We start from the raw sequence: 21824 nt of genomic DNA, 5'->3' as shown, positions 1-21824 counted from the left end.
CCTTCCTGCTCGAATCTGCTCGCAGATGTTGACTTATGAGTGAAACAAGCCTAGAAAAATCAGGAAAGAACGCTCGGTGGCAGAAGGGTTTCACCATGCTTCCCCGTTCGATCCTCGTGGCGGTCCTGTTCACCGGGGCCGCTCCGGCGGTGGCGGCCGAGCCGTCCGCACTGGAGATCTCGTCCCCGGAACTCGCGGTCTCGGTCGGTGCCGACTTCCCCGTGGTGCACCGCTACACCGACCGCGCCACCGGCGCGACGCTGGACGGCCGCGCCACCGAACTGGACACGATCACCGTCAACGGCGTGGCGCACCACGTCAGCGGCGAAGGTTCGGTCACCGATGGCGTGGCCAGGTACCGGCTCACCCTCGACGACCAGCCGGGGGTGGTGATCGAGGCGTCCCTGCGGGTCGAGCGCCGCGCCACCACCTTCCGGATCGACCGGATCACCGACACCGAGCAGTTCCGGGTCGGCACCCTCGACCTGCCCGGCCACGACCTGGTGTCCGTCTCCAGTGGACAACCCGGTGCCGGGACGGCGTTCACCACGCTGGACCCGAACGCCACCCGGACCGCGGACGTGTTCGCCGCGGTGACCCCGGGCACGGCGGCCGAGCCTAACCCGGTCGGTGCCTCGTACGGGATCGTCCACACCGGAGCGCTGGCGGCCTCGGTGGAGACGAACTCCGTGTACGACAAGCCATCCGGCGCGACCAACGGGGACGACGCCCGGCTGTGGCACCAGGCCCGCAAGGAAGGCGACGCCACCCGCGTCGGCCTCTGGAGCGGCCAGTGGACCTACCGCGCCGAGAGTTCCGCGACCACCGAGGAACTGCCGTGGGCGAAGGTCGTGGTCACCCCCGAGGCCAACGGTGACGGCAAGGTCGACTGGCAGGACGGCGCGATCGCCTTCCGCGACATCGCGATCACCGCGCCCGGTGCCGGGCAGACGCCGGACCGGGTGATCACCCACATCCCGTTCAACTTCGCCAGCCAGGCCACCCACCCGTTCCTGCGCACGCTCGATGACGTCAAGCGGATCTCGCTGGCCACCGACGGCCTCGGGCAGCTGGCCGTGCTCAAGGGGTACGGCAGCGAAGGCCACGACTCGGCGCACCCGGACTACGGCGGCAACTACAACGAGCGCGCCGGCGGGCTGAAGGACCTGAACACGCTGGCGGCCGAAGGCGAGAAGTTCAACGCGGACTTCGGTGTGCACGTCAACGCCACGGAGTCCTACCCGGAGGCCAGGGCGTTCAACGAGCAGCTGGTGGACGTGAACCGCGAGGGCTGGAACTGGCTCGACCAGTCGTGGGAGATCGACCAGCGCCGGGACAACGCCTCCGGCGAACTGGCGAAGCGCTTCCGCCAGCTGCGCGAGGAAACCCATCCGAACCTGGACTTCCTCTACATCGACGTCTACCGCAACCACGGGTACGTCGCCGACCACATGCTGCGTGAACTGCGCGACCAGGGCTGGACGGTCGGCACCGAGTGGTCCGACAAGCTGGAGCGCTCCTCGCTGTGGTCGCACTGGGCCAACGACCTCGACTACGGCGGCCAGACCAACAAGGGCCTGAACTCGCGGATCATCCGGTTCCTGCGCAACGACCAGCGCGACGTGTGGAACCCGCACCCGATCCTCGGCAACACCCGGATCGAGGAGTTCGAAGGCTGGACCGGCGAGACCGACTGGACCACCTTCTACACCAACATCTGGACCAACAACCTGCCCGCGAAGTTCCTGCAGCAGCAGCGGATCCTGCGCTGGGACGAGCACGAGATCACCTTCACCGGCGGGGTGCGCGGAACCGACGCCGCGGGCAAGCGGGAGATCTTCGCCGGGGACGCGAAGGTGCTCGACGGCGACAAGTACCTGCTGCCGTGGAAGGGCAAGTACTACCACTACAACCCGGCGGGCGGCCGTACCGAATGGACGGTCCCGGGGAACCGCGAGCTGACCGTGTACCGGCTGACCGACACCGGCCGGGTCGTCACCGGGGTGGTGCGGCCGCAGAACGGCAAGGTCGCGCTCGACGCCGAACCGGGGGTGCCGTACGTGCTGGATGGGCCGGGCGGGCGGACCGCCGATCCGCGCTGGGGCGAGGGCACCGGGCTGGTCGATCCGGGGTTCAACGCGGCGGACCTGCGCCGATGGCGCCCGCAGGGCGACGTGCACGCCGAGCGGACCGCGCAGGGGCACACGGTCGCGCGATTCGACGGCCCAGGCGCCCTGGAACAGCAGGTGAGCGGTCTGGAGCCGGGCACGTACAGCGCCTCGGTGTGGGTCGAAACCGGTGGTGAGCGGGCGGAGATCGCGGTCGGTGACGCCGAGAACTTCGTCGATCGGTCCACCGCCAAGAACTACGTGGCCGCCGACGAGAAGCAGGGCACGCACTTCCAGCGCATGCGAGTGCTCTTCGACGTCAAGGCGGGGGAGCGGCCCGTGCTGCGCCTCACCGGCGGTGCCGGGGTGCGGTTCGACGACGTGCGCGTGGTGCGGACCGAGCGCGTCGCCGGGCCGGGCGTGGTCAACGAGGACTTCGAGCACGTCGACCAGGGCTGGGGGCCGTTCGTCAAGGGCGACGCCGGGGGCAGCACCGACCCGCGCACGCACCTGGCCGAGCTGAACGCGCCCTACACCCAGCGCGGCTGGCACGGGAAGCTCGTCGACGACGTGCTGGCCGGGAACTGGTCGCTCAAGGCACACGAGGAGAACGCCGGGCTGGTCTACCGGACCGTGCCGCAGACCGTGCGCTTCGAACCGGGGCACCGGTACCGCGTCGAGTTCTCGTACCAGAACGGGCACGCGGGCCAGTACTCGTGGATCACCGGCGCGGGCACCGCCGAGCAGGCGACCCCGCTGCCCGCGCGGGCGGAGACCACGCGGTTCACCCAGGAGTTCACAGTGGACGGTCCCGACGCCTGGGTGGGCCTGCGCAAGCACGACGTGGACACCCCGGGACAGGCCGACCTGGTCCTGGACGACTTCACCGTTTTCGATCTCGGCCTCGCCGGCTGAGGGATCTGGAGGAGAACATGGCTGAGCAACCTGGTGTGTCGAGGCGCTCGCTGCTGCGGAACACGGCCATCGCGGGCATGGGCGCGGGGCTGGTCACGCTCGGCGGGCAGGCCACCGCGGGCGCCGATAGCATCCCGGCGGTGGGTGAGGACTCGGGATCGTGGCCGAAGCGGCGGGGCAAGTCGATGATCGGCGTGCCGTTCCAGGCGACGCCGAACCCGCGCTTCGGCATCATCGGCCTCGGCAACCGCGGGGCTGGCATGCTGACCGACCTGCTCGGCGTGCCGGGCGCGAAGGTCACCGCGCTGTGCGACACCCGGCCGGAGTTCGCGGCGAAGGCGGCGAAGGTGGTCACCGCCGCGGGTCAGCCGGAGCCGGCCGTCTACACCAACGGCGAGCACGCCTTCGAGCAGCTCGTGGCCAGGGATGACGTGGACTTCGTCTACGTGGCCACGCCGTGGGAATGGCACACGCCGATGGCGCTGGCGGCGATGCGCGCGGGCAAGCACGTCGGGGTGGAGTGCCCGATCGGGATCACCGTGAAGGACCTCTGGGAGCTGGTCGACACCTCCGAGCAGACCGGCAGGCACTGCATCCAGCTGGAGAACTGCTCCTACGGCCAGAACGAGATGCGCGCGCTGCGGATGGTGCACGCCGGGAAGTTCGGGCAGGTGCTGCACGGTTCGGGGGCCTACCTGCACGACCTGCGCGAGCTGCTGTTCTCCGACACGTACTACGCCGGCGAGTGGCGGCGGACGTGGCACACGAAGCTGAACACCGACCTGTACCCGACGCACGGGCTCGGCCCGGTGGCGGCGTACATGGACATCCACCGCGGTGACCGGCTGGAGCGGATCAGCACGATGAGCACGCCCGCGCTCGGCCTGGCCGAATACCGCGAGGCGCACGTGCCGCGCAGCGACTCGTCCTGGCAGGAGACCTACGTCAAGGGCGACGTGACGATGAGCCTGATCCAGACCGCGAAGGGCCGGGTGATCCACCTGGTGCACGGGGTGTCGAGCCCGCACCCGTACAGCAGGCTGAACTACATCGCGGGCACGAAGGGCGCCTTCGAGGACTACCCGGCGCGGATCTACGTCGAACCCGACCACAGCGGGCACAAGTGGGGTTCGTGGGACGCGTACAAGTCGTTCGACCACTGGCTGTGGACCGAGGTCGGCGGCGGCAGCGGCGGGCACGGCGGGATGGACTACATCATGCTGTGGCGCTTGGTGCAGTGCCTGACGCTGGGGCTGCCGCCGGACATCGACGTCTACGACTCGGCGGCGTGGAGCGCCCCGCTGCCGCTGGGCGTGATGTCGGTGAAGCACAAGGGCGCGTCGATCCCGTTCCCGGACTTCACCCGGAACAACTGGAAGACCCCGCACGCCGGCATCGACTCGCCGAAGCCCTAGCGTCGCCCGGGCCCGCTGCGGCCGTCCTCGACGGCCCAGCGTGGCCCGGTGCCGAACTGGGAGGCCCAGGACCGCAGTCGCAGCAGCCCGTCCCGGTCAGAGGTGACGGTTTTCTGGGCGAGCCTGCGCCCGGTCTGATCGACCGCGACCGCGGTATGGCTGGACTTGTGCGGATCGATCCCTACGACCACCATGGACACCGCGTGTGTTCCTTCCCCAGCCGGAGAACATGTGCACTTTCCGGGCCGGGCTGGTCGGCCACACCTCAGCCGAGGTTGATGGCGTATGCCCACGCTTCTAGTGGCTTTCACTGCACATTCCGCTGTGAAAGCCACATTCACCGCACTCGGTCAGCGCAGCAGGGCGAGGTCGACGGCGTCCGCCATGGCGCGGAAGCCGGCGTCGTTCGGGTGCAGGTGGTCGCCGCAGTCGTAGGCGGGCAGCATGCGCAGCGGGTCCTGCGGGTCCCGGATCGCCGCGTCGAAGTCGACCACGCCGTCGAAGGCGCCGCCGTGGCGGATGAACTCGTTCACCGCGAGCCGGGTGGCTTCCAGGGTTTCGTCGTAGACGCGCCAGCCCTTGAACGGGGTCAGCGTGCCGCCGATGACCCGGATGCCGCGCGCGTGCGCCTGCGCGATGAGCTGCCGGTACGCCGCGATGATCTGCGCCGGATCGGTCTGGTGCGGGGTCTGCTGGATGTCGTTGATGCCCTCCAGCACCACCAGCGTCTTCACCCCGCCGAGGCTGAGCACGTCCTCGTCGAGGCGCGCCAGCGCGTTGCGGCCCGCACCCGAACCCGGGACGTCGAGCAGCAGCCGGTTCGCGCTGATGCCCGCGTTGAGCACACCGAGCGGGCGCCCGGCCGCGATCAGCCGGTCGCTGAGGAAGTCCGGCCAGCGCTGGTTGGTGCCCGCCGTGCCGCCCACGCCGTCGGTGATCGAGTCGCCGAGGGTGACCACCGAGCCGCGTGCCGGGCTCTGCACGTCCACCCCGGACACGTAGTGCCACACCGACGTCTTCTCGGTGAAGGACGCGCCGGATTCCTCGGCCGCGCGGTCACCGGCCTTGGTGAAGAACGAGGTCTGCAACGCGGCCGGGTGGTGGGTGACCGGACCGGACGGCGTCGGGGTGTAGGTGGTGACGAGCAGGTCGCCGTCCTGCGGCACCCGCAGCAGCGCCGAATCGCTGAGCACCTCCGCGCCCGCGGGCACCACGGTGGTCTCCGCGCCGCCGAAGGTCAGCGTGCGCATGGTGCCGGGCACGGCCCGCGGGGTGTTCGGCTCGGCCGCGACCGCCACGGTCACCTTGCCCAGCGTCAGCGGCTGGGTGCCGAAGGCGTTGGACAGCCGGACCCGCACCGACGCGCCGCCGACGCTGGTGTGCACCAGGTTGCGGATGGAGTAGTTCGGATAACCGCCCTCGGTACCGGACACCCCGGACGCCGGGGACGCCGCCCACGTGCCGACCCAGTTGCCGGGAAGCTCGGGGCTCTGGGCGTTGCTCGATGCCGTCACTACGCCGAGGGCCGCCACCGCGATCGCCCCGGCGGCCAGGATTCGCCGCATGAGCTCACCTTTCAGCGCCCGGGCCGCGTGCCGGGACCGCCGTTCAGGTGATCGAGTGGCCAACGACGGTCAGATTCTGTTGACACGCAACGGTTTTGGGTGACCAGGCAGCCTATGTCCTGGTGGCCAGCAGCAGGTTCAGGTGGCACACCAGCCGATGTGCCGGATCCTCCAGGTCGAGCCCGCCTACGGTGGCAGCGCGGCGGACCCGGTGGCGCAGGGTGTTGGGGTGGACGTGCAGGCGGGCCGCCGCCGCGCGGACGTCACCGAGCGCGTCCAGATAGGCCAGCAGCGAGCCGACCAGTTCCGTGCCGTGCGTGGCGTCGTGCTCCACAAGGGACGCCACGGCCGGGTCGTGCAGTTCGGGTTTGGCCTCCAGCAGGGAAAGCGTCTCGCCCAGCAGCACCTCGGCCCGCAGGTCGCCGATGGTGCCGACCGGCCGGTCCGGGGTGCGGCCGACCGCGTCGAGCACCCGGTCCGCCTCCGCGCGCGAGGCCACCACCTCCCGCAGTGACGGCGCGGCGCCGCCGATTCCGGCTTGGACGGTCAGCGCGGTCCGTCCCTTGAGCACCTCGACGATCCGTTCGGCGAGCGGGACCGGCGCGGTGGCCGTCGGCAGCACCGCGTACACGCGGCCGCCGATCGAGCCGACCAGTGCGTTGCGCCGGTGCGCGGTCACGTGCACCGACACCACCCGCGCGAGTTCGGCCAGGTGCAGTTCGTGCTCCGGCAGGTCCGGCTCGATGGTGCGTGCCGCGAACGCGAGCACCACCGAGGGCGCCGCCGGGTCGAGGCCGAGCTGCCCGGCCACCAGGTCGGCGCTGACCCGCCCGTCGAGCAGGCCGGTGACCAGTTCGTCCCGCGACCGCGTGCCCGGGAGCCCGCGCTGGGTGAGCATGCTCAGCGCGGCCATCCGCGCGGCCCCGACCAGCGCGCTGCCCGCCTGCTCGGTGAACGGCTGCCCGCCCTGCTGCACCCAGATCGCGCCGAGGTGCTGGCTCCCGGCCCGGATGCCGACCGCCAGCCGCCGCCGGATGCCCAGCTCCGGCCGCTCCTCCAGGTCGACCACCTCCTCACCGGAGCGCAGCCGCTGGTAGACCCCCCATTCGCGGAGCAGTTCGAGGTACCGCTCCGGCCCCTTCCAGCCGAGAATCGTCAGCCGCCTGAGCTCATCGACCTCGTCGGCCTCACTGTCGGAGCGGGAGTACGCCAGCAGCCGGTAGGTCGCGTCCTCGATGCTGACGATGCCGCCGGTCAGCGCGGCGACGGTCTGGGCCAGCGAGAACAGGTCCCGGTCGGAGCGGTCGTCACGCAGGCCCGCGGTCAGCGCGGCGCTGTCGAGCAGTTCCCGGATCAACGCGGAGAGCTGGTCCCACCGCGCCCGCGGCTGGACCACCAGCAGCCCGATGCCCGCGTCCCCGGCGGCGGCTTCGAGCTGGGCGGTGTCCGGTTCCTCCGACTTCACCGCCACGGCCGCGGCGCCGCGCCGAGCCGCCGCCCGCAGGTACCGCAGCGCGTCGCGGCCGCGGGCGCCGATGATCAGCACCAGCTCACCGCGGTAGGCACCGGGATCGTCGTCCGGGTCGAGGATGGCGAGCCCGTGCACGGGTAGGTCGGCCGACCCCGCGCCCAGCTGGACCAGGGGTTCGCCGATCGCCGCGAGCAGCTGGCGCAGGGAGGGACCGTCGGTCATGGTGTTGTCCGATCGAACAGGGAATCGGCATCAAGCCTAGCCGATCGGACAATCCCGGGACGGCGTCCCGTGCTTACCGTTGCGGCTATGGACGCGATCACCCAGCCGCCCGCACCCCGCAACGAACCCGTCCGCGAGTACGCCCCCGGTTCGCCGGAACGCGCCTCGCTCGTGGCGAAGCTCGCCGAACTGGAGTCCCAGCGGTTCGAGCTGACCTCGACGATCGACGGTGAGCAGCGGATGGCCGGTGGTGAGCGCATCGACGTGGTGCAGCCGCACAAGCACGCCCACGTGCTCGGCACCACCGCGAACGCCACGCACGCCGACGCGAAGGCCGCCGTGGCCGCGTCGCTGCGGGCCGCCGAATCCTGGCGCGAGCTGCCCTTCGACGAGCGCGCCGCGGTGCTGCTGCGTGCCGCCGACCTGCTGTCCGGCCCGTGGCGCGACACGCTGAACGCGGCGACCATGCTCGGCCAGTCGAAGACCGCCGTGCAGGCCGAGATCGACTCCGCGTGCGAGCTCGCCGACTTCTGGCGTTTCAACGTGCACTTCGCCCGGCAGCTCCAGGCCGAGCAGCCGGTCAGCTCGCCCGGGGTGTGGAACCGGCTCGACTACCGCCCGCTGGAGGGCTTCGTCTACGCCATCACCCCGTTCAACTTCACCGCGATCGCCGGCAACCTGCCCACCGCGCCCGCGCTGATGGGCAACACCGTGGTCTGGAAGCCGTCACCCACCCAGGGCCTGGCCGCGCACCTGACCATGCGCCTGCTCGAAGAGGCCGGGCTGCCGCCGGGTGTGATCAACCTGGTCACCGGCGACGGGCTGGCCGTCTCCGACGTCGCGCTGGCCGACCCGGCGCTGGCCGGGATCCACTTCACCGGGTCCACCCGCACCTTCCAGCACCTGTGGTCGACCGTCGGCGCCAACATCTCCGGCTACCGCACCTACCCGCGCCTGGTCGGCGAGACCGGCGGCAAGGACTTCGTGGTCGCGCACCCGTCGGCCGACGTGGACGTGGTGCGGACCGCGCTGATCCGCGGCGCCTTCGAGTTCCAGGGCCAGAAGTGCTCGGCCGCCTCGCGTGCCTTCGTGGCGCGTTCGGTGTGGAACCGGCTGCGCGACGACCTGGTGTCCGAAGTGGACGCGCTGAAGATGGGCCCGGTCACCGACCTGACCAACTTCCTCGGCGCGGTGATCGACCGGCGTGCCTACGACCGGCTGGCCGGCGCGCTGAAGCTGGCGCACGAGTCCGACTCGCTGCAGGTCGTCGCCGGTGGCACCGCCGACGACAGCGAGGGCTACTTCGTGCGCCCGACCGTGGTGGTCGGTGAGGACCCGACGCACGAGGTGTTCAGCACCGAGTACTTCGGCCCGTTCCTGGCCGTGCACGTCTACGAGGACAGCGACTTCGAGACCGTGCTCAAGCAGGTCGACCAGGGCGCGGCCTACGGGCTGACCGGCTCGATCATCGCCAACGACCGCGCCGCCGTGGTGAAGGCGTCGCAGGCGCTGCGGTTCGCCGCGGGCAACTTCTACGTCAACGACAAGCCGACCGGTGCGGTCGTCGGCCAGCAGCCGTTCGGCGGCGGGCGCGCGTCCGGCACCAACGACAAGGCCGGCTCGATCTACAACCTGCAGCGCTGGATCAGCCCGCGCACGGTCAAGGAAACCTTCGTGCCGCCGGTGTCGACCGGCTACCCGCACCAGTTGGAGGACTGAGCCATGCTCCGCTCCGCGTTGATCGCCGCGTCCCGGTCCGCCTCGTTCCGCACCCTCGCGGAGCGGGCGCCGGTGATGCGCCCCATCGTCGACCGGTTCGTCGCCGGGGACGAACTCGGCCAGGCCATCGAGAACGTCCGGCGGCTCACCGAGGACCGGCTGGTCTCGCTCGACCACCTCGGCGAGGACACCACCGACCGGGCGCAGGCGGAGCGGACCGTCGAGGCCTACCGGGCGCTGCTGCGCACCCTCGGCGAGGACGGCCTGGCCGAGCGCGCCGAGGTGTCGGTGAAGCTGTCCGCGCTGGGCCAGGCGCTGCCGGTGGACGGCGACAAGATCGCGCTGGAGAACACCCGGCAGATCTGCGCCGCCGCGGCCGCCGTGGGCACCACGGTGACGGTCGACATGGAGGACCACACCACCACCGACTCGACCCTGGCGATCGTGCGTGAGCTGCGGGTGGACTTCCCGTCGACCGGCACCGTGCTGCAGGCGTACCTGAAGCGCACCGAGGCGGACTGCGCCGAGTTCGCCGGGCCGGGTTCGCGGATCCGGCTGTGCAAGGGCGCCTACGACGAACCGGCTTCGGTGGCGTACCGGGAGAAGTCCGAAGTGGACGCTTCGTACGTCCGGTGCCTGAAGGTGCTGATGGCGGGGGAGGGCTACCCGATGGTGGCCACGCACGACCCGCGGCTGCTGGACATCGCGGAGTGGCTGGCCATGCAGCACGACCGGTCGGCCGAGGACTTCGAGTTCCAGATGCTCTACGGGGTGCGGCCGGAAGCGCAGCTTTCGCTGGCGGCACGCGGGATGCGCCTGCGCGCGTACGTGCCCTACGGCACCGAGTGGTACCCGTACTTCATGCGCCGCCTGGCCGAGCGCCCGGCGAACGTGGCGTTCTTCCTGCGCTCGTTCACTTCCCGGGGCTAACGCGGGAGCGGTGGCTCGCCGACGGCGATGGCGATCTTGCCGCGCGGCCGTCGGCGGCCACCGCCCGCCGAGCCCTCCAGCAGCGCGTGTGCCTGTGCGACCTCGGACAGCGGGAGCACGGCGCCGATCACCGGCCGGAGCTTGCCCAGGTCGACCAGCCGGCCGAGGGCGGCGAGCTTCTCCCGGCCGGGGCTGACGAAGACGAAGTGGTAGGTCGCGTTCACCCCCCACGCGGCGAGCAGGTTCTGCGGGTCGGGTATGTCCACGATGGACACCACGCGGCCCCGGTCGGCGAGGATCTCCGGGCTGCGGCTCAGGGTGTCCCCGCCGACGGTGTCCAGTACGACGTCCACCCCGCCCAGCGCGCGGACCCGTGGAACGTAGTCACCGGCTGAGAAGTCGATCGCGGTGTCGGCGCCCAGGCCGGTGACGAACTCGTGGTCCCGTGCCCGCGCGGTGGTCACCACCTCGGCGCCCAGCGCGCTGGCCAGCTGGATGGCGACCGAGCCGACGCCGCCCGCCCCGCCGTGCACCAGGACTCGTTCCCCGGCCCGTACTCCGGCGCGTTCGACCAGTGCCTCCCACACCGTCACGCCGACGAGCGCCAGCCCAGCGGCCTCGACGTGCGACAACCGTGCGGGCTTGCGGGCGACCAGTGCCTGGTCGACCACGTGGAACTCGGCGTAGGTCCCCCGCCCGGCGAAGATCGGGGTCAGGTACCAGACCTCGTCGCCCGCTTGGAACTCGTCCGCGCCGGGGCCGGTCTCGACCACCACGCCGGACACGTCGTTGCCGATCACCGCCGGCAGCGCGAGTTGGTCGCGGTAGTCACCGCGCCGGGTCTGGAGGTCGAGGGGATTCACGGAGGTGGCCAGCACGCGGACCAGTAGCTGGCCGGGACCGGGAGTGGGCCGGGGTCGTTCCCGGGTGGCGAACGCGGTGTCCGCGTCGCCGAAGTGGACGAGTTCCAGCACACGCATCGAGGAGGACATGCCGCGACATTAGATCGTCATATCGGGAATCGTCAATACGTTGGTGGGGTAGGCTCACCGCGTGTTCACGGAGGCGGAGCTGGAGGCTGTGTTCCGGGCCCTGTCCAACCCGACCCGCCGTCAGATGCTGGTGTGGCTCAAGGATCCGCTGGGTTTCCCCGGCCAGGAGCCCGATGACGTGGAGGTCGGTGTCTGCGTGACCGACATCCAGCAGCGGGTGGGGCTGGGGCAGTCGACGACGTCGCAGTACCTCACGATGCTGCGCCAGGCAGGCCTCGTGGTCGCCACCCGCCGGGGCAAGTGGACCTACTACCGCCGCGACGAAGCGAACATCGCCCGCCTCATGGAAACCCTGCGCGAGGTGTTCTAGCTTCCCCGTTGGACGCGGCTAGAGGCTCGGCCCCGGTACGCCCGCCGTGGCCAGTGAGCGTCGCCGGCGGAGCCAGACCCGGCGCGTCCCGTCGGCGTAGAGGCGCACGTTGGACAGTTCCCAGCCGGAGAACTCGGCCTGGATGGAGAGCTGGATCGCCGCGGAGATCCGCGACACGCCGGGTGGCAGCTGCAGCCGGCGATACTCCCAATCCCCTTCGACCACCGCCTCGGTCATGGTGTGATCACCTGGATCCCTTCTCCGGCCGCCGAGCCGACGACCACCGCCGCGCTCGCCGGGTCCACTGACACCGAATTGGGCTGGCGGACGGTGGGGAAGCGGAACTTCTCCACCGGCTCGCCGCCGCCGACGTCGAACGCGGCGACCTCGTTGCGCTCGGTGAGCGTGACCCAGGCCAGATCGCGCTGGGCGTCGTAGGCGATGCCGTAGATCCCGCCCGGCACCGGGTAGCGCTGCCGCAGCAGCAGGGGCGCCGACGAGAACGCCAGCAGCGAACCCGCCCGCGAATCGGTGACCAGCACCCGGCCGTAACGGTCGGTCACCGCGTTGGTGGCCCCGTCCCCGGCCCGCAGGCCCTCCTTGACCGTGCCGCCCGCGAGGTCCACCTCGAACAACGCGGTCCGCAACCGGTCCAGCACCACCGTGCTCTCCCCGGCGGTGAGCACCTCGTCGGCGCTGTAGATCTGCCCGGTGATGGACTTCGTCACCCGGTCGCCGTCGAGCACGTCGACCGCCTTGCGGTCCCGCACCGCGACCAGGGTCTGCGCGCCCCGCGGATCGGCGGCGGCGGGCTGCCCGGCGACCGGCACCGTGGTGAAGCTGCCGTCGGCCGGGTTCACCCTGGCCAGCGCGCTCGCGCCGGGCAGGCTGGCGAGCAACCGGTCACCCTCGGGGGTGAGCTGCTCGGCGGGTGCGGGCAGCGCGACCGTGCGGGGTGCCTTGCCCAGGTCGGCCAGGTCGTAGAGCTGGAGCGACGGCTCGGTCAGTGCCACGGCGAGCACCCCGCCCACCACGGCGACGGTGCCCACCGGCGACGCGGGCAGCACCCGCCCGGCGGGTTCGGCGCCACGCGCGGGGGAGGGCGCGGCGGTCGCGGCCACCGGGTTGGCCACCAGCTGCAGGTCGTCGGACTGGTCGCTCCCCGTGGCGCAGCCGCTCAACACCAGCGTGACCACCAGGGGCGAAGCGACAAGCAACCGGCGCAATCCAGGTCCTCCCGACCGTGAGTCCAACAGTTCCAGCATCCCGTAGAAACCACGGCACGTCACGTGGCTGTCACCTAACAGACACCTCTAGCGCAGTCAGTGCGGCCATCGCTCCGGGTAACCGGTCTCGATCGAGCTGACGTCGTCGAGCGCGGACCGGATGGCCGGCGGCAGGGTGATCTCCTCGGCGATCAGCGAGCCGGTCAGCTGGCCGGTGTCCCGGGCGCCGACCACCGGCGCGACCACGCCGGGCCGGTCCCGCACCCAGGCCAGCGCCACCGCCAGCGGCGAGGTGCCCAGCCCGTCGGCGGCGGTCACCACGGCCTGCACGATGCGCGCCGCGCGCTCGGTGCGGTGTTGCTCCACGTAACCGGCGTAGGTGGGGGAGGCGCCGCGCGAGTCGGCGGGGGTGCCGGTGCGGTACTTGCCGGTCAGCACGCCGCGCCCGAGCGGGGCCCACGGCAGGACGCCGATCCCGTGGTGCTGGGCGGCGGGCAGCACCTCGCGCTCGATCCCGCGCTGCAGCAGCGAGTACTCCATCTGCGTGGAGACCAGCCGCACCCCGGACGGCAGCGCGGCCGCGGTGGCCAGCTGCCAGCCCGAGTAGTTCGACACCCCGGCGTAGCGCACCTTGCCGCTGTTCACCGCGAACTGCACCGCGGACAGGGTCTCCTCGAGCGGCACCGCGGCGTCCCAGGCGTGCAGCTGCCACAGGTCGATGTGGTCCACCCCGAGGCGGCGCAGGGACCCGTCGAGCGCGGTGAGCAGCGCGCCACGGGAGGCGCCGCCGCTGAACGGGCCGTCGCCGCTGCGGGCCACCGCCTTGGTCGCCAGCACGATGTCGGTGCGCGGCACCAGGTCGCCCAGCAGGGAGCCGAGCACCCGCTCGCTCTCGCCCTCGCCGTAGATGTCGGCGGTGTCGACCAGCGTGCCGCCCGCGTCCACGAAGGCCACCAGCTGGCTGGCGGCCTCTTCGGCGTCCGTGCCGGTACCCCACGACATCGTGCCCAGGCCCATCCTGGACACCCTCAGGCCGGACGCGCCGAGCTGCCGGTTCTCCATTCGCGCAGCCTAGCCAACCGGGCCCGGCGAACCTTTACGAAGGCGCGTGTCGCGGTGATCATCCCCCGGTTTAGGGTCGGGCCCCGTGCGCTTGGGACTGAACCTCGGATATTGGGGCGCCGGCAACGACGCGGCCAACCTCACACTCGCCAAACACGCCGACGACCTGGGTTACGCCGTCGTCTGGGCCGCCGAAGCCTACGGCTCGGACGCCCCGACGGTGCTGGCCTGGATCGCCGCACAGACCTCGCGGATCGACGTCGGGAGCGCGGTGCTGCAGATCCCGGCCCGCACGCCGGCCACCACCGCGATGACCGCCGCCACGCTGGACACGCTGTCCGGCGGCCGGTTCCGCCTCGGCCTCGGGGTGTCCGGGCCGCAGGTCTCGGAGGGCTGGCACGGGGTGCGCTTCGGCTCACCGCTGGGCCGGACCCGCGAGTACGTCGACATCGTGCGGACCGCGCTGCGCCGTGAACGCGTCCGCTACGACGGCAAGCACTTCCAGCTGCCGCTGCCGGACGGTCCGGGCAAGGCACTGGCGCTGACCGTGCACCCGGTCCGCGACTACATCCCCACCTACCTCGCCGCGATCGGCCCGAAGAACCTGGAGCTGACCGGCGAGATCGCCGACGGCTGGCTGCCGGTGTTCTTCTCCCCGGCCCACGCCGAGGAGCACCTGAAGCACCTGCGGGCCGGTGCCGAGAAGGCCGGTCGCTCGCTGGCCGACCTCGACATCGCGCCGACCGTGCCGCTGGTCACCGGGGACGACTGGAAGGCCTGCGCGGACGCCGTGCGCTCCTATGCCGCGCTGTACATCGGCGGCATGGGCAGCCGGGACAAGAACTTCTACAACCAGCTCGCCTGCCGGATGGGCTTCGAGGCCGAAGCCGCCGAGGTGCAGGAGAAGTACCTGGCCAAGGACTACGCCGGGGCGATGGCCGCGGTGCCGCTGGAGTTCCTCGACGCGACCGCGCTGCTCGGCCCGAAGGAGCGGATCGCGGAGAAGATGGCCGCCTTCGCCGAGGCGGGCGTGACCACGCTCACCGTGGCGCCCTACGACGGTGACGCCGACGCGCGGCGGAACGCGCTCGACGTGGCCGCCGAAGCGATCGAGCTGGCGGGGAGCTGACGTGGGCTGGTTCGAAGCGCTGGTGCTCGGCCTGGTCCAAGGCCTGACCGAGTTCCTGCCGATCTCCTCGAGCGCGCACCTGCGGGTCACCGCCGCGCTGGCCGGCTGGGACGACCCCGGTGCCGCGTTCACCGCGGTCACCCAGATCGGCACCGAGCTGGCCGTGGTGCTGTTCTTCGCGAAGAAGATCGGCCGGATCCTGACCGGCTGGTTCTACTCGCTGTACAAGCCGGAGTGGCGCAGCAACCCGGACGCGCGGCTCGGCTGGCTGATCATCGTCGGCACGCTGCCGATCGGCGTGCTCGGCCTGCTGCTGCAGGACCAGATCGACAGCTCGTTCCGCGACCTGCGGATCACCGCGACCATGCTGATCGTGTTCGGCGTGATCCTGTGGCTGGCCGACACCTACGGCAAGAACGAGCGCACGCTGGACCACCTGACCATCAAGCACGGCCTCGGCTTCGGGTTCGCGCAGGCACTCGCGCTGATCCCGGGCGTGTCGCGCTCGGGCGGCACCACCAGCGCCGGCCGGTTGATGGGCTACCAGCGGCCGGAGGCGGCGGAGTACTCGTTCCTGCTCGCGCTGCCCGCGGTGTTCACCTCGGGGTTGTTCAAGCTGAAGGACGTCGGCGGGGAAAACAGCCCCGAGTGGGGCCCGACGATCCTGGCCACGCTGGTCGCGTTCGGCGTCGGGTACGTGGTGATCGCCTGGCTGATGAGCTACATCAAGAAGCGCAGCTTCCTGCCGTTCGTGATCTACCGGATCGTGCTCGGCCTGGTGCTGTTCGGCCTCGTCTTCGGCGGCGTGCTCGATCCGAACGCGGGCCCGGCGGGCCACTGACGTCATCTAGGCGCAGTCCGGCGGGTCAAGCTCGCGGTCTCCGCGCCCAGGCGGCCCCTGGCGGCACGGGCGGATCGCCCGAGTACGGGCCAGTACGAGGGCGCTCCGCCCGCACCGCCAGGAACCACCTGGATCACGAAGCCCATCGACCAGACCCGCCGGACAGCGCCTAGGCTGGCGCCGTGGGCACTGTGATCCTCTTGCGGCACGGCCGCTCGACCGCGAACGGGTCGGGTGTGCTGGCCGGGCGCACGCCGAAGGTCGGACTCGACGAAACCGGCCGGGCGCAGGCCGAGGCCTTGGCCGGGCGCCTGGCCGGCATCCCGTTGTCGGGGCTGGTCGTCTCGCCGATGCTGCGCTGCAAGCAGACCGTCGCGCCGCTGGCCGCCGCGCAGGGGCTGGACCGGGTGGTGGACGCCCGGCTGTCCGAAGTGGACTACGGCGAGTGGACCGGCCGGGCGATCAAGGACCTGGTCTCCGAGCCGCTGTGGCGGGTGGTGCAGGCGCACCCGTCGGCCGCCGTCTTCCCCGGCGGGGAGGGGCTGGCCGCGATGCAGACCAGGGCGGTCGAGGCGGTGCGCGAGCACGACGCGCGCATCACCGCCGAGCACGGGGACCACGCGGTGTGGCTGCTGTGCAGTCACGGCGACGTGCTCAAGTCCCTGATCGCCGACGCGCTCGGGCAGCACCTCGACTCGTTCCAGCGGATCGTGGTCGACCCCGGCTCGATCTCGGTGGTCACCTACACCGAGACCCGGCCGTTCGTGGTGCGGGTCAACGACAACGGTGGTGACCTGAGCGGCCTCGTGCCACCGAAGCCGAAGCGGGGTAAGAAGGGTAAGAAGTCCTCCGATGCCGTCATCGGTGGTTCGACTGGTCGAAAGGGCCGCGCATGATCTCCCCGGACAACCCGTTCGCCAGTGCCAGCGAGCTGCCGTACCGGCTGCCGCCGTTCGACCGGATCACCGGGGAGCACTACCGGCCCGCGTTCGAGGCGGGCATCGCCGAGCAGGTCGAGCAGGTGCGGGCGATCGCGGACAACCCGGAGCCGCCGACCTTCGACAACACCGTGGTGGCGCTGGAGCGCTCGGGTGAGCTGCTCGGCCGCGTGTCGATGGTGTTCTTCAACCTGACCTCCTCCGACACCACCCCGGAACTGCAGCAGCTGCAGGCCGAGATCGCGCCGAAGCTCTCCGCCCACCGCGACGCGATCCACCTGGACAAGAAGCTGTTCGCGCGGATCACCGAGCTGTACGAGAAGCGGGATTCACTCGACCTCGACCCGGAATCGGCGTGGCTGCTGGAGCGCTACCACGTCGACTTCGTGCGCGCGGGCGCCGCGCTGGGCGAAGCCGAGCAGGACCGGCTGCGCGCGCTGAACGAGGAACTGTCGACGCTGAGCACGCGCTTCCAGGAGCACCTGCTCGCCGAGGGCAACGACCTCGCCGTGGTGGTCGACACCGCCGAGGAGCTGGCCGGGCTGTCGGCGGACACCGTCGCGGCCGCCGCCGAAGCGGCCACCGCACGCGGCCTGGACGGCCAGTACGTGCTCAAGCTGAGCCTGCCCACGCAGCAGCCCGCACTCGCGTCGCTGGAGAACCGGGCGGTGCGCGAGCGGCTCCACGGGGCCTCGGTGTCGCGCGGCAAGCGCGGCAACGAGCACGACAACTCCGAGCTGATCATCAAGATCGCGCACCTGCGGGCCGAGCGGGCGGCGCTGATGGGCTACCCGAACCACGCCGCGTACGTCATCTCGGACGAGACCGCGCGCACCGCCGACGCCGCGCTGGGCCTGCTGGAGCGGCTCGCGCCGGCGGCGGTGACCAACGCCAACGCCGAGGCGCTGGAACTCCAGCAGCAGATCGACGCCGAGGGCGGCGAGTTCTCGCTGGAGCCGTGGGACTGGGCGTTCTACGCGGAGAAGGTGCGCAAGGCGCGGTTCGACATCGACGAGGCCGCGCTGCGGCCGTACTTCGAGCTGGAGCGGGTGCTCGTCGACGGGGTGTTCTTCGCCGCGTCGAAGTTGTACGGGCTCAGCTTCACCGAGCGGCACGACCTGCCGAAGTACCACCCCGAGGTGCGGATCTTCGAGGTGTTCGACGCCGACGGCACCGGGCTGGGCCTGTTCCTCGGCGACTACTACGCCCGTGACTCCAAGCGCGGCGGCGCGTGGATGAACAACTTCGTCGAGCAGGCGGGCCTGCGGGACGAGCGGTCGGTGGTGGTGAACAACCTGAACATCATCCGCCCGCCGGAGGGGGAGCCGACGCTGCTCACCTTCGACGAGGTGGTCACCGCGTTCCACGAGTTCGGGCACGCGCTGCACGGGCTGCTGTCGGACGTGCGGTACCCGAAGTTCTCCGGGCCGAACGTGCCGCGGGACTTCGTGGAGTACCCGTCGCAGGTCAACGAGATGTGGCTGCTGTGGCCGGAGGTGCTGGCGAACTACGCCAAGCACCACCGGACCGGGGAGCCGCTGCCGCAGCACCTGGTGGACAAGCTGCTGGAGTCGCAGCAGTACGGCGAGGGGTACTCGACCACGGAGTACCTGGCGGCTTCGCTGCTGGACCAGGCGTGGCACACGATCAGCGCGGAGGACCGGATCACCGACGCCGCCGCGTTCGAGGCGGAGGCGCTGCGCAAGGCCGGGGTGGCGGTGCCGACCGTGCCGCCGCGGTACCAGAGCTCGTACTTCGCGCACATCTTCAGCGGCGGGTACAGCGCGGGGTACTACTCGTACATCTGGAGCGAGGTGCTCGACGCGGAGAGCGTGGAGTGGTTCCGCGAGAACGGCGGGCTGACCAGGGAGAACGGGGACCACTTCCGGCGGGAACTGCTGGCCCGCGGCGGCAGCATCGACCCGATGACCGCGTTCCGCAACTTCCGCGGGCGGGACCCGGAGATCGACCCGCTGCTCAAGCGCCGCGGCCTGACCGGCGCGTAGTTCGCGTGGTGGCTCCCTCGGGTGTCCGAGGGAGCCGTTCACGGGTTACCAGTCCCAGGCGTCCGGGGTGACGACCCAGTCGTTGCCGTACTCGACGGCCGTGGCGGCCGAAGCCGCTCCGCTCATCGCGAGTCCACCCAGCGCGACCGTGGCCGCGAGCAGCAGGCCCGTCAGGATCTTCCGCATGTGCACACCTCCCAGTGATCGGAAAACCGACCACCGCATTCTGTGACAACTGCGCGGCCACTGTCACAGCCCTGGGCCGGTGCTACCCGGATGGAGTAGCCGAGGTGTCCCGCAGTGGGCGGTACACCTTCGCCGCCACGAGCAGCAGCAGGCCCACCGCGACCGCCGCCAGGCCGATCGTGCCGAAGTACTGGGGCGCGGTCTCCCGGCTGTACCACCCGACGATCTGCGCCGAGATGCCCTGTCCCGCCGCGCTGGAGGCGATCCACAGGCCCATCGTCTGGGTGGCGAAGGCGGCCGGCGCCAGCCGCGTGGTGGCCGACATGCCGATCGGCGACAGGCACACCTCGCCGACGGTGACCAGCGCGAAGCTCCCGACCAGCCACAGCGGGTGCGTCGGCTCGCCGCCGAGGGACGGGATGACCAGCAGCGCGTACGACAGCCCGGCGACCACCAGGCCGAAGCTGAACTTGGCCGCGGTCGACGGCTGCCGCTCGCGCCGGGCCAGGCGGACCCACAGCACGGCGAACGCCGGCGCGATCAGGATCAGCACCAGCGAACCGACCGACTGGAACCACGAGGCCGGGATGGTGAAGCCGAACGCCCCGAGGTCGGTGCTCTCCTGCGCGTGCTCGGCCAGCACCGTGGCGCCCTGCTCCTGGATGATCCAGAAGCACACCGCGGCCAGGAACAGCGGCAGGTAGGCGAGCACCCGCGTGCGCTCGGCCGCGGTGGTGCGCGGGCTGCGCAGCATCACCGTGAAGTACCCGACGGGCAGGGCGATGGCCAGCACGCTGATCGCGTCGATGACCAGGTCCGCGGTGAGCGTGCCGGTCAGCGCGGCGGCCGCGACGGCGGCGCACAGCGCCACCCCGATCGCGACCGACCACCGGCGCCTGGCCGCGGGGACCTCACGCCAGCGCAGCGGGTTCTCCGGTCGCGTACCGCGCTCACCGAGCCGTCCCCGGCCCCGCGCGAACACCACCAGCCCGACCGCCATGCCGACCGCGGCCACGCCGAAACCGAGGTGGTAGTCGTAGTTCTCGCCGAGCGTGCCGACCACCAGCGGCGCGAGCAGCGCCCCGGCGCTGATGCCGGTGTAGTAGATGGTGAACCCGGAATCGCGGCGCTCGTCACCGTCCGGGTAGAGCTGGCCGACCGAGGTGGAGATGCTGGGCTTGAGCAACCCGGTGCCCAGCACGATGAACACCATCGACAGGTACAGCGCGCCCGCGCCGGCGGGCAGTGCGAGGCAGAGGTGCCCGCACATGATCAGCACGCCGCCGTAGAGGGTGCTGCGCACGGTGCCGAGCACCCGGTCGGTGACCCAGCCACCGCCGATCGCCGCCAGGTAGATCGCCGCGCCGTAGACCGCGACCAGCGCGCGGGCGGTGTCGCTGGGCAGGCCGAGCCCGCCTTCGCCCACCCTGTCGTACATGAAGTACAGCAGGATGGCCTTCATGCCGTAGTAGGAGAACCGTTCCCACGCCTCGGTGAAGAACAGGGTGGCCAGCCCGGGCGGGTGCCCGAAGAAACCGCGCGCGGACTTCGTCCCGGTCAGCGAGCGTGCCACCGATCTCCCGTTCCACCGGCCGTCGAGGGTCGGCGGACGCTAAACCGGCGGACCGCCCGCCGTCAAATGTCCTCAGTGGACACCCGCGGCGGGCGGCCGTGCCACAAATCAGCTCAAATCAGATGAGGCCGAGCTTCTTGACCGCGTCGCGCTCCTCGACCAGCTCCTGCACCGAGGCGTCGATGCGCCCGCGCGAGAACTCGTCGATCTCCAGGCCCTGCACGATCTCGTACTTGCCGTCGCGGGCGGTGACCGGGAAGGACGAGATGAGGCCCTCCGGCACGCCGTAGGAACCGTCGGACACGACCGCGGCCGAGGTCCAGTCGCCCTCCGGGGTGCCGTTGACCCAGGTGTGCACGTGGTCGATGGCGGCCGACGCGGCCGAAGCCGCCGAGGAGGCGCCACGGGCCTCGATGATCGCCGCGCCACGCTTGGCCACGGTCGGGATGAAGGTGTCGCTCAGCCACGCCTGGTCGTTGACCGCCTCGGCGGCGTTCTTGCCCGCCACCTCGGCGTGGAAGACGTCCGGGTACTGGGTGGCCGAGTGGTTGCCCCAGATGGTCAGCTTCTTGATCTCCGAGACCGGCACGCCCAGCTTCTTCGACAGCTGCGCGAGCGCGCGGTTGTGGTCGAGGCGGGTCATCGCGGTGAAGCGCTCGGCGGGCACGTCCGGCGCGTGCGCCTGGGCGATCAGCGCGTTGGTGTTGGCCGGGTTGCCGACCACCAGCACCTTGATGTCCTCGGCGGCACCGGCGTTGATCGCCTCGCCCTGCGGCTTGAAGATGCCGCCGTTGGCCTCGAGCAGGTCACCGCGCTCCATGCCCTTGGTGCGCGGGCGCGCGCCGACCAGCAGCGCCACGTTCGCGCCGGAGAAGGCCTGCTTGGCGTCGTCGAAGATGTCCGTGCCGGCCAGCAGCGGGAAGGCGCCGTCCTCGAGTTCCAGCGCGGTGCCCTCGGCCGCCTTCACCGCCTGCGGGATCTCCAGCAGCCGCAGTCGCACCGGGGTGTCCGGGCCGAGCAGCTGACCGGACGCGATGCGGAACAGCAGCGCGTAACCGATCTGGCCGGCCGCGCCGGTGACGGTGACGTTGACAGGGGCTTGGGTCATCACGATTCTCCTGCAGACAGCGTTGGCTCATGGCTTTGTGCGAGCGAT

Annotated in this window: 19 protein-coding genes; 9 read left to right on the top strand and 10 right to left on the bottom strand. The window is 71.2% G+C overall.

The features are described 5' to 3' along the window. Positions 1 to 95: 95 nt before the first annotated feature. Together JYK18_RS35345 and JYK18_RS35340 are read left to right on the top strand one after the other, a co-directional pair. The gene (locus JYK18_RS35345) at positions 96 to 3023 is read left to right on the top strand and encodes an endo-alpha-N-acetylgalactosaminidase family protein (protein WP_206807728.1); all 2928 of its coding nucleotides are present in this window, start codon (positions 96 to 98) and stop codon (positions 3021 to 3023) included. A 17-nt stretch (positions 3024 to 3040) separates the two neighbouring features. Beyond that, positions 3041 to 4438 carry a Gfo/Idh/MocA family protein gene (locus tag JYK18_RS35340; RefSeq protein ID WP_206807727.1) on the top strand — a complete coding sequence of 466 codons (1398 nt, stop codon included), beginning with the start codon at positions 3041 to 3043 and terminating at the stop codon, positions 4436 to 4438. On the opposite strand, the gene JYK18_RS35335 is transcribed toward JYK18_RS35340, so the two are convergent. The 3 genes from JYK18_RS35335 to JYK18_RS35325 all read right to left on the bottom strand — a co-directional run bounded on the left by JYK18_RS35335 (position 4435) and on the right by JYK18_RS35325 (position 7696). Then, on the bottom strand, positions 4435 to 4632 hold the full coding sequence (locus JYK18_RS35335; protein WP_242583769.1) for an IS110 family transposase: 198 nt from the start codon (positions 4630 to 4632) through the stop codon (positions 4435 to 4437). The genes JYK18_RS35340 and JYK18_RS35335 overlap by 4 nt on opposite strands. A 156-nt stretch (positions 4633 to 4788) precedes the next feature. Beyond that, positions 4789 to 6003, bottom strand: a complete 1215-nt coding sequence (locus JYK18_RS35330) for an SGNH/GDSL hydrolase family protein (RefSeq protein WP_206807725.1) — start codon at positions 6001 to 6003, stop codon at positions 4789 to 4791. 112 nt (positions 6004 to 6115) lie between these two features. Further along, positions 6116 to 7696, bottom strand: coding sequence for a CdaR family transcriptional regulator (locus tag JYK18_RS35325; protein WP_206807724.1), 1581 nt, complete (start codon positions 7694 to 7696; stop codon positions 6116 to 6118). Between the two features lie 87 nt (positions 7697 to 7783). On the opposite strand from JYK18_RS35325, the gene pruA reads away from it, so the two are divergent. Beyond that, complete coding sequence (gene pruA, locus JYK18_RS35320) at positions 7784 to 9415, top strand: L-glutamate gamma-semialdehyde dehydrogenase (protein ID WP_206807723.1); 1632 nt, start codon at positions 7784 to 7786, stop codon at positions 9413 to 9415. A 3-nt stretch (positions 9416 to 9418) separates the two neighbouring features. Further along, positions 9419 to 10345 carry a proline dehydrogenase family protein gene (locus tag JYK18_RS35315; protein WP_206807722.1) on the top strand — a complete coding sequence of 309 codons (927 nt, stop codon included), beginning with the start codon at positions 9419 to 9421 and terminating at the stop codon, positions 10343 to 10345. Here the strand turns inward: JYK18_RS35315 and JYK18_RS35310 are convergent. Next, positions 10342 to 11337: a zinc-binding dehydrogenase gene (locus JYK18_RS35310; protein ID WP_206807721.1), complete on the bottom strand. Its 996-nt coding sequence runs from the start codon at positions 11335 to 11337 to the stop codon at positions 10342 to 10344. The two genes, JYK18_RS35315 and JYK18_RS35310, sit on opposite strands and share 4 nt — an antisense overlap. A gap of 61 nt (positions 11338 to 11398) precedes the next feature. Between JYK18_RS35310 and JYK18_RS35305 the strand changes: the two genes are divergently transcribed. After that, positions 11399 to 11707: a metalloregulator ArsR/SmtB family transcription factor gene (locus tag JYK18_RS35305; RefSeq protein ID WP_307796194.1), complete on the top strand. Its 309-nt coding sequence runs from the start codon at positions 11399 to 11401 to the stop codon at positions 11705 to 11707. Between the two features lie 18 nt (positions 11708 to 11725). Here the strand turns inward: JYK18_RS35305 and JYK18_RS35300 are convergent, their stop codons facing one another. From JYK18_RS35300 to JYK18_RS35290, 3 genes are all read right to left on the bottom strand, one after another. Continuing rightward, a complete protein-coding gene (locus JYK18_RS35300; RefSeq protein WP_206807720.1) occupies positions 11726 to 11944 on the bottom strand; it encodes a DUF5703 family protein in 219 nt (72 codons plus the stop codon). Then, positions 11941 to 12933 carry a YncE family protein gene (locus tag JYK18_RS35295; RefSeq protein WP_206807719.1) on the bottom strand — a complete coding sequence of 331 codons (993 nt, stop codon included), beginning with the start codon at positions 12931 to 12933 and terminating at the stop codon, positions 11941 to 11943. Before JYK18_RS35295 ends, JYK18_RS35300 begins: the two co-directional genes overlap by 4 nt. A 96-nt stretch (positions 12934 to 13029) precedes the next feature. Further along, positions 13030 to 13995, bottom strand: coding sequence for an aldo/keto reductase (locus JYK18_RS35290; protein WP_206807718.1), 966 nt, complete (start codon positions 13993 to 13995; stop codon positions 13030 to 13032). Positions 13996 to 14080: 85 nt separating this feature from the next. Here JYK18_RS35290 and JYK18_RS35285 point away from each other — a divergent pair, with 85 nt between their 5' ends. The 4 genes from JYK18_RS35285 (at position 14081) to JYK18_RS35270 (ending at position 18909) form a co-directional block, all read left to right on the top strand. Beyond that, entirely contained in the window at positions 14081 to 15124 is a 1044-nt protein-coding gene (locus JYK18_RS35285) for an LLM class F420-dependent oxidoreductase (protein ID WP_206807717.1), read from the top strand. 1 nt (position 15125) lies between these two features. After that, the gene (locus tag JYK18_RS35280; RefSeq protein ID WP_206807716.1) at positions 15126 to 15965 is read left to right on the top strand and encodes an undecaprenyl-diphosphate phosphatase; all 840 of its coding nucleotides are present in this window, start codon (positions 15126 to 15128) and stop codon (positions 15963 to 15965) included. Between the two features lie 191 nt (positions 15966 to 16156). Further along, positions 16157 to 16861: a histidine phosphatase family protein gene (locus tag JYK18_RS35275; RefSeq protein WP_206808312.1), complete on the top strand. Its 705-nt coding sequence runs from the start codon at positions 16157 to 16159 to the stop codon at positions 16859 to 16861. After that, positions 16858 to 18909 carry a M3 family metallopeptidase gene (locus JYK18_RS35270; protein WP_206807715.1) on the top strand — a complete coding sequence of 684 codons (2052 nt, stop codon included), beginning with the start codon at positions 16858 to 16860 and terminating at the stop codon, positions 18907 to 18909. The genes JYK18_RS35275 and JYK18_RS35270 overlap by 4 nt, the downstream gene beginning before the upstream one ends. Positions 18910 to 18954: 45 nt before the next feature. Here JYK18_RS35270 and JYK18_RS35265 read toward each other — a convergent pair whose 3' ends face one another. From JYK18_RS35265 to JYK18_RS35255, 3 genes are all read right to left on the bottom strand, one after another. Beyond that, complete coding sequence (locus JYK18_RS35265) at positions 18955 to 19095, bottom strand: hypothetical protein (RefSeq protein ID WP_206807714.1); 141 nt, start codon at positions 19093 to 19095, stop codon at positions 18955 to 18957. Between the two features lie 82 nt (positions 19096 to 19177). Then, complete coding sequence (locus JYK18_RS35260; RefSeq protein WP_307796193.1) at positions 19178 to 20668, bottom strand: peptide MFS transporter; 1491 nt, start codon at positions 20666 to 20668, stop codon at positions 19178 to 19180. Positions 20669 to 20786: 118 nt separating this feature from the next. After that, complete coding sequence (locus JYK18_RS35255) at positions 20787 to 21776, bottom strand: malate dehydrogenase (protein ID WP_206807713.1); 990 nt, start codon at positions 21774 to 21776, stop codon at positions 20787 to 20789. Positions 21777 to 21824: the final 48 nt, after the last annotated feature.

The organism is Amycolatopsis sp. 195334CR (genome assembly GCF_017309385.1).
Taxonomy (GTDB): Bacteria; Actinomycetota; Actinomycetes; order Mycobacteriales; family Pseudonocardiaceae; genus Amycolatopsis.
Note: the sequence above shows the minus strand (reverse complement) of the source record. Positions and strands in the feature narration are given on the sequence as shown.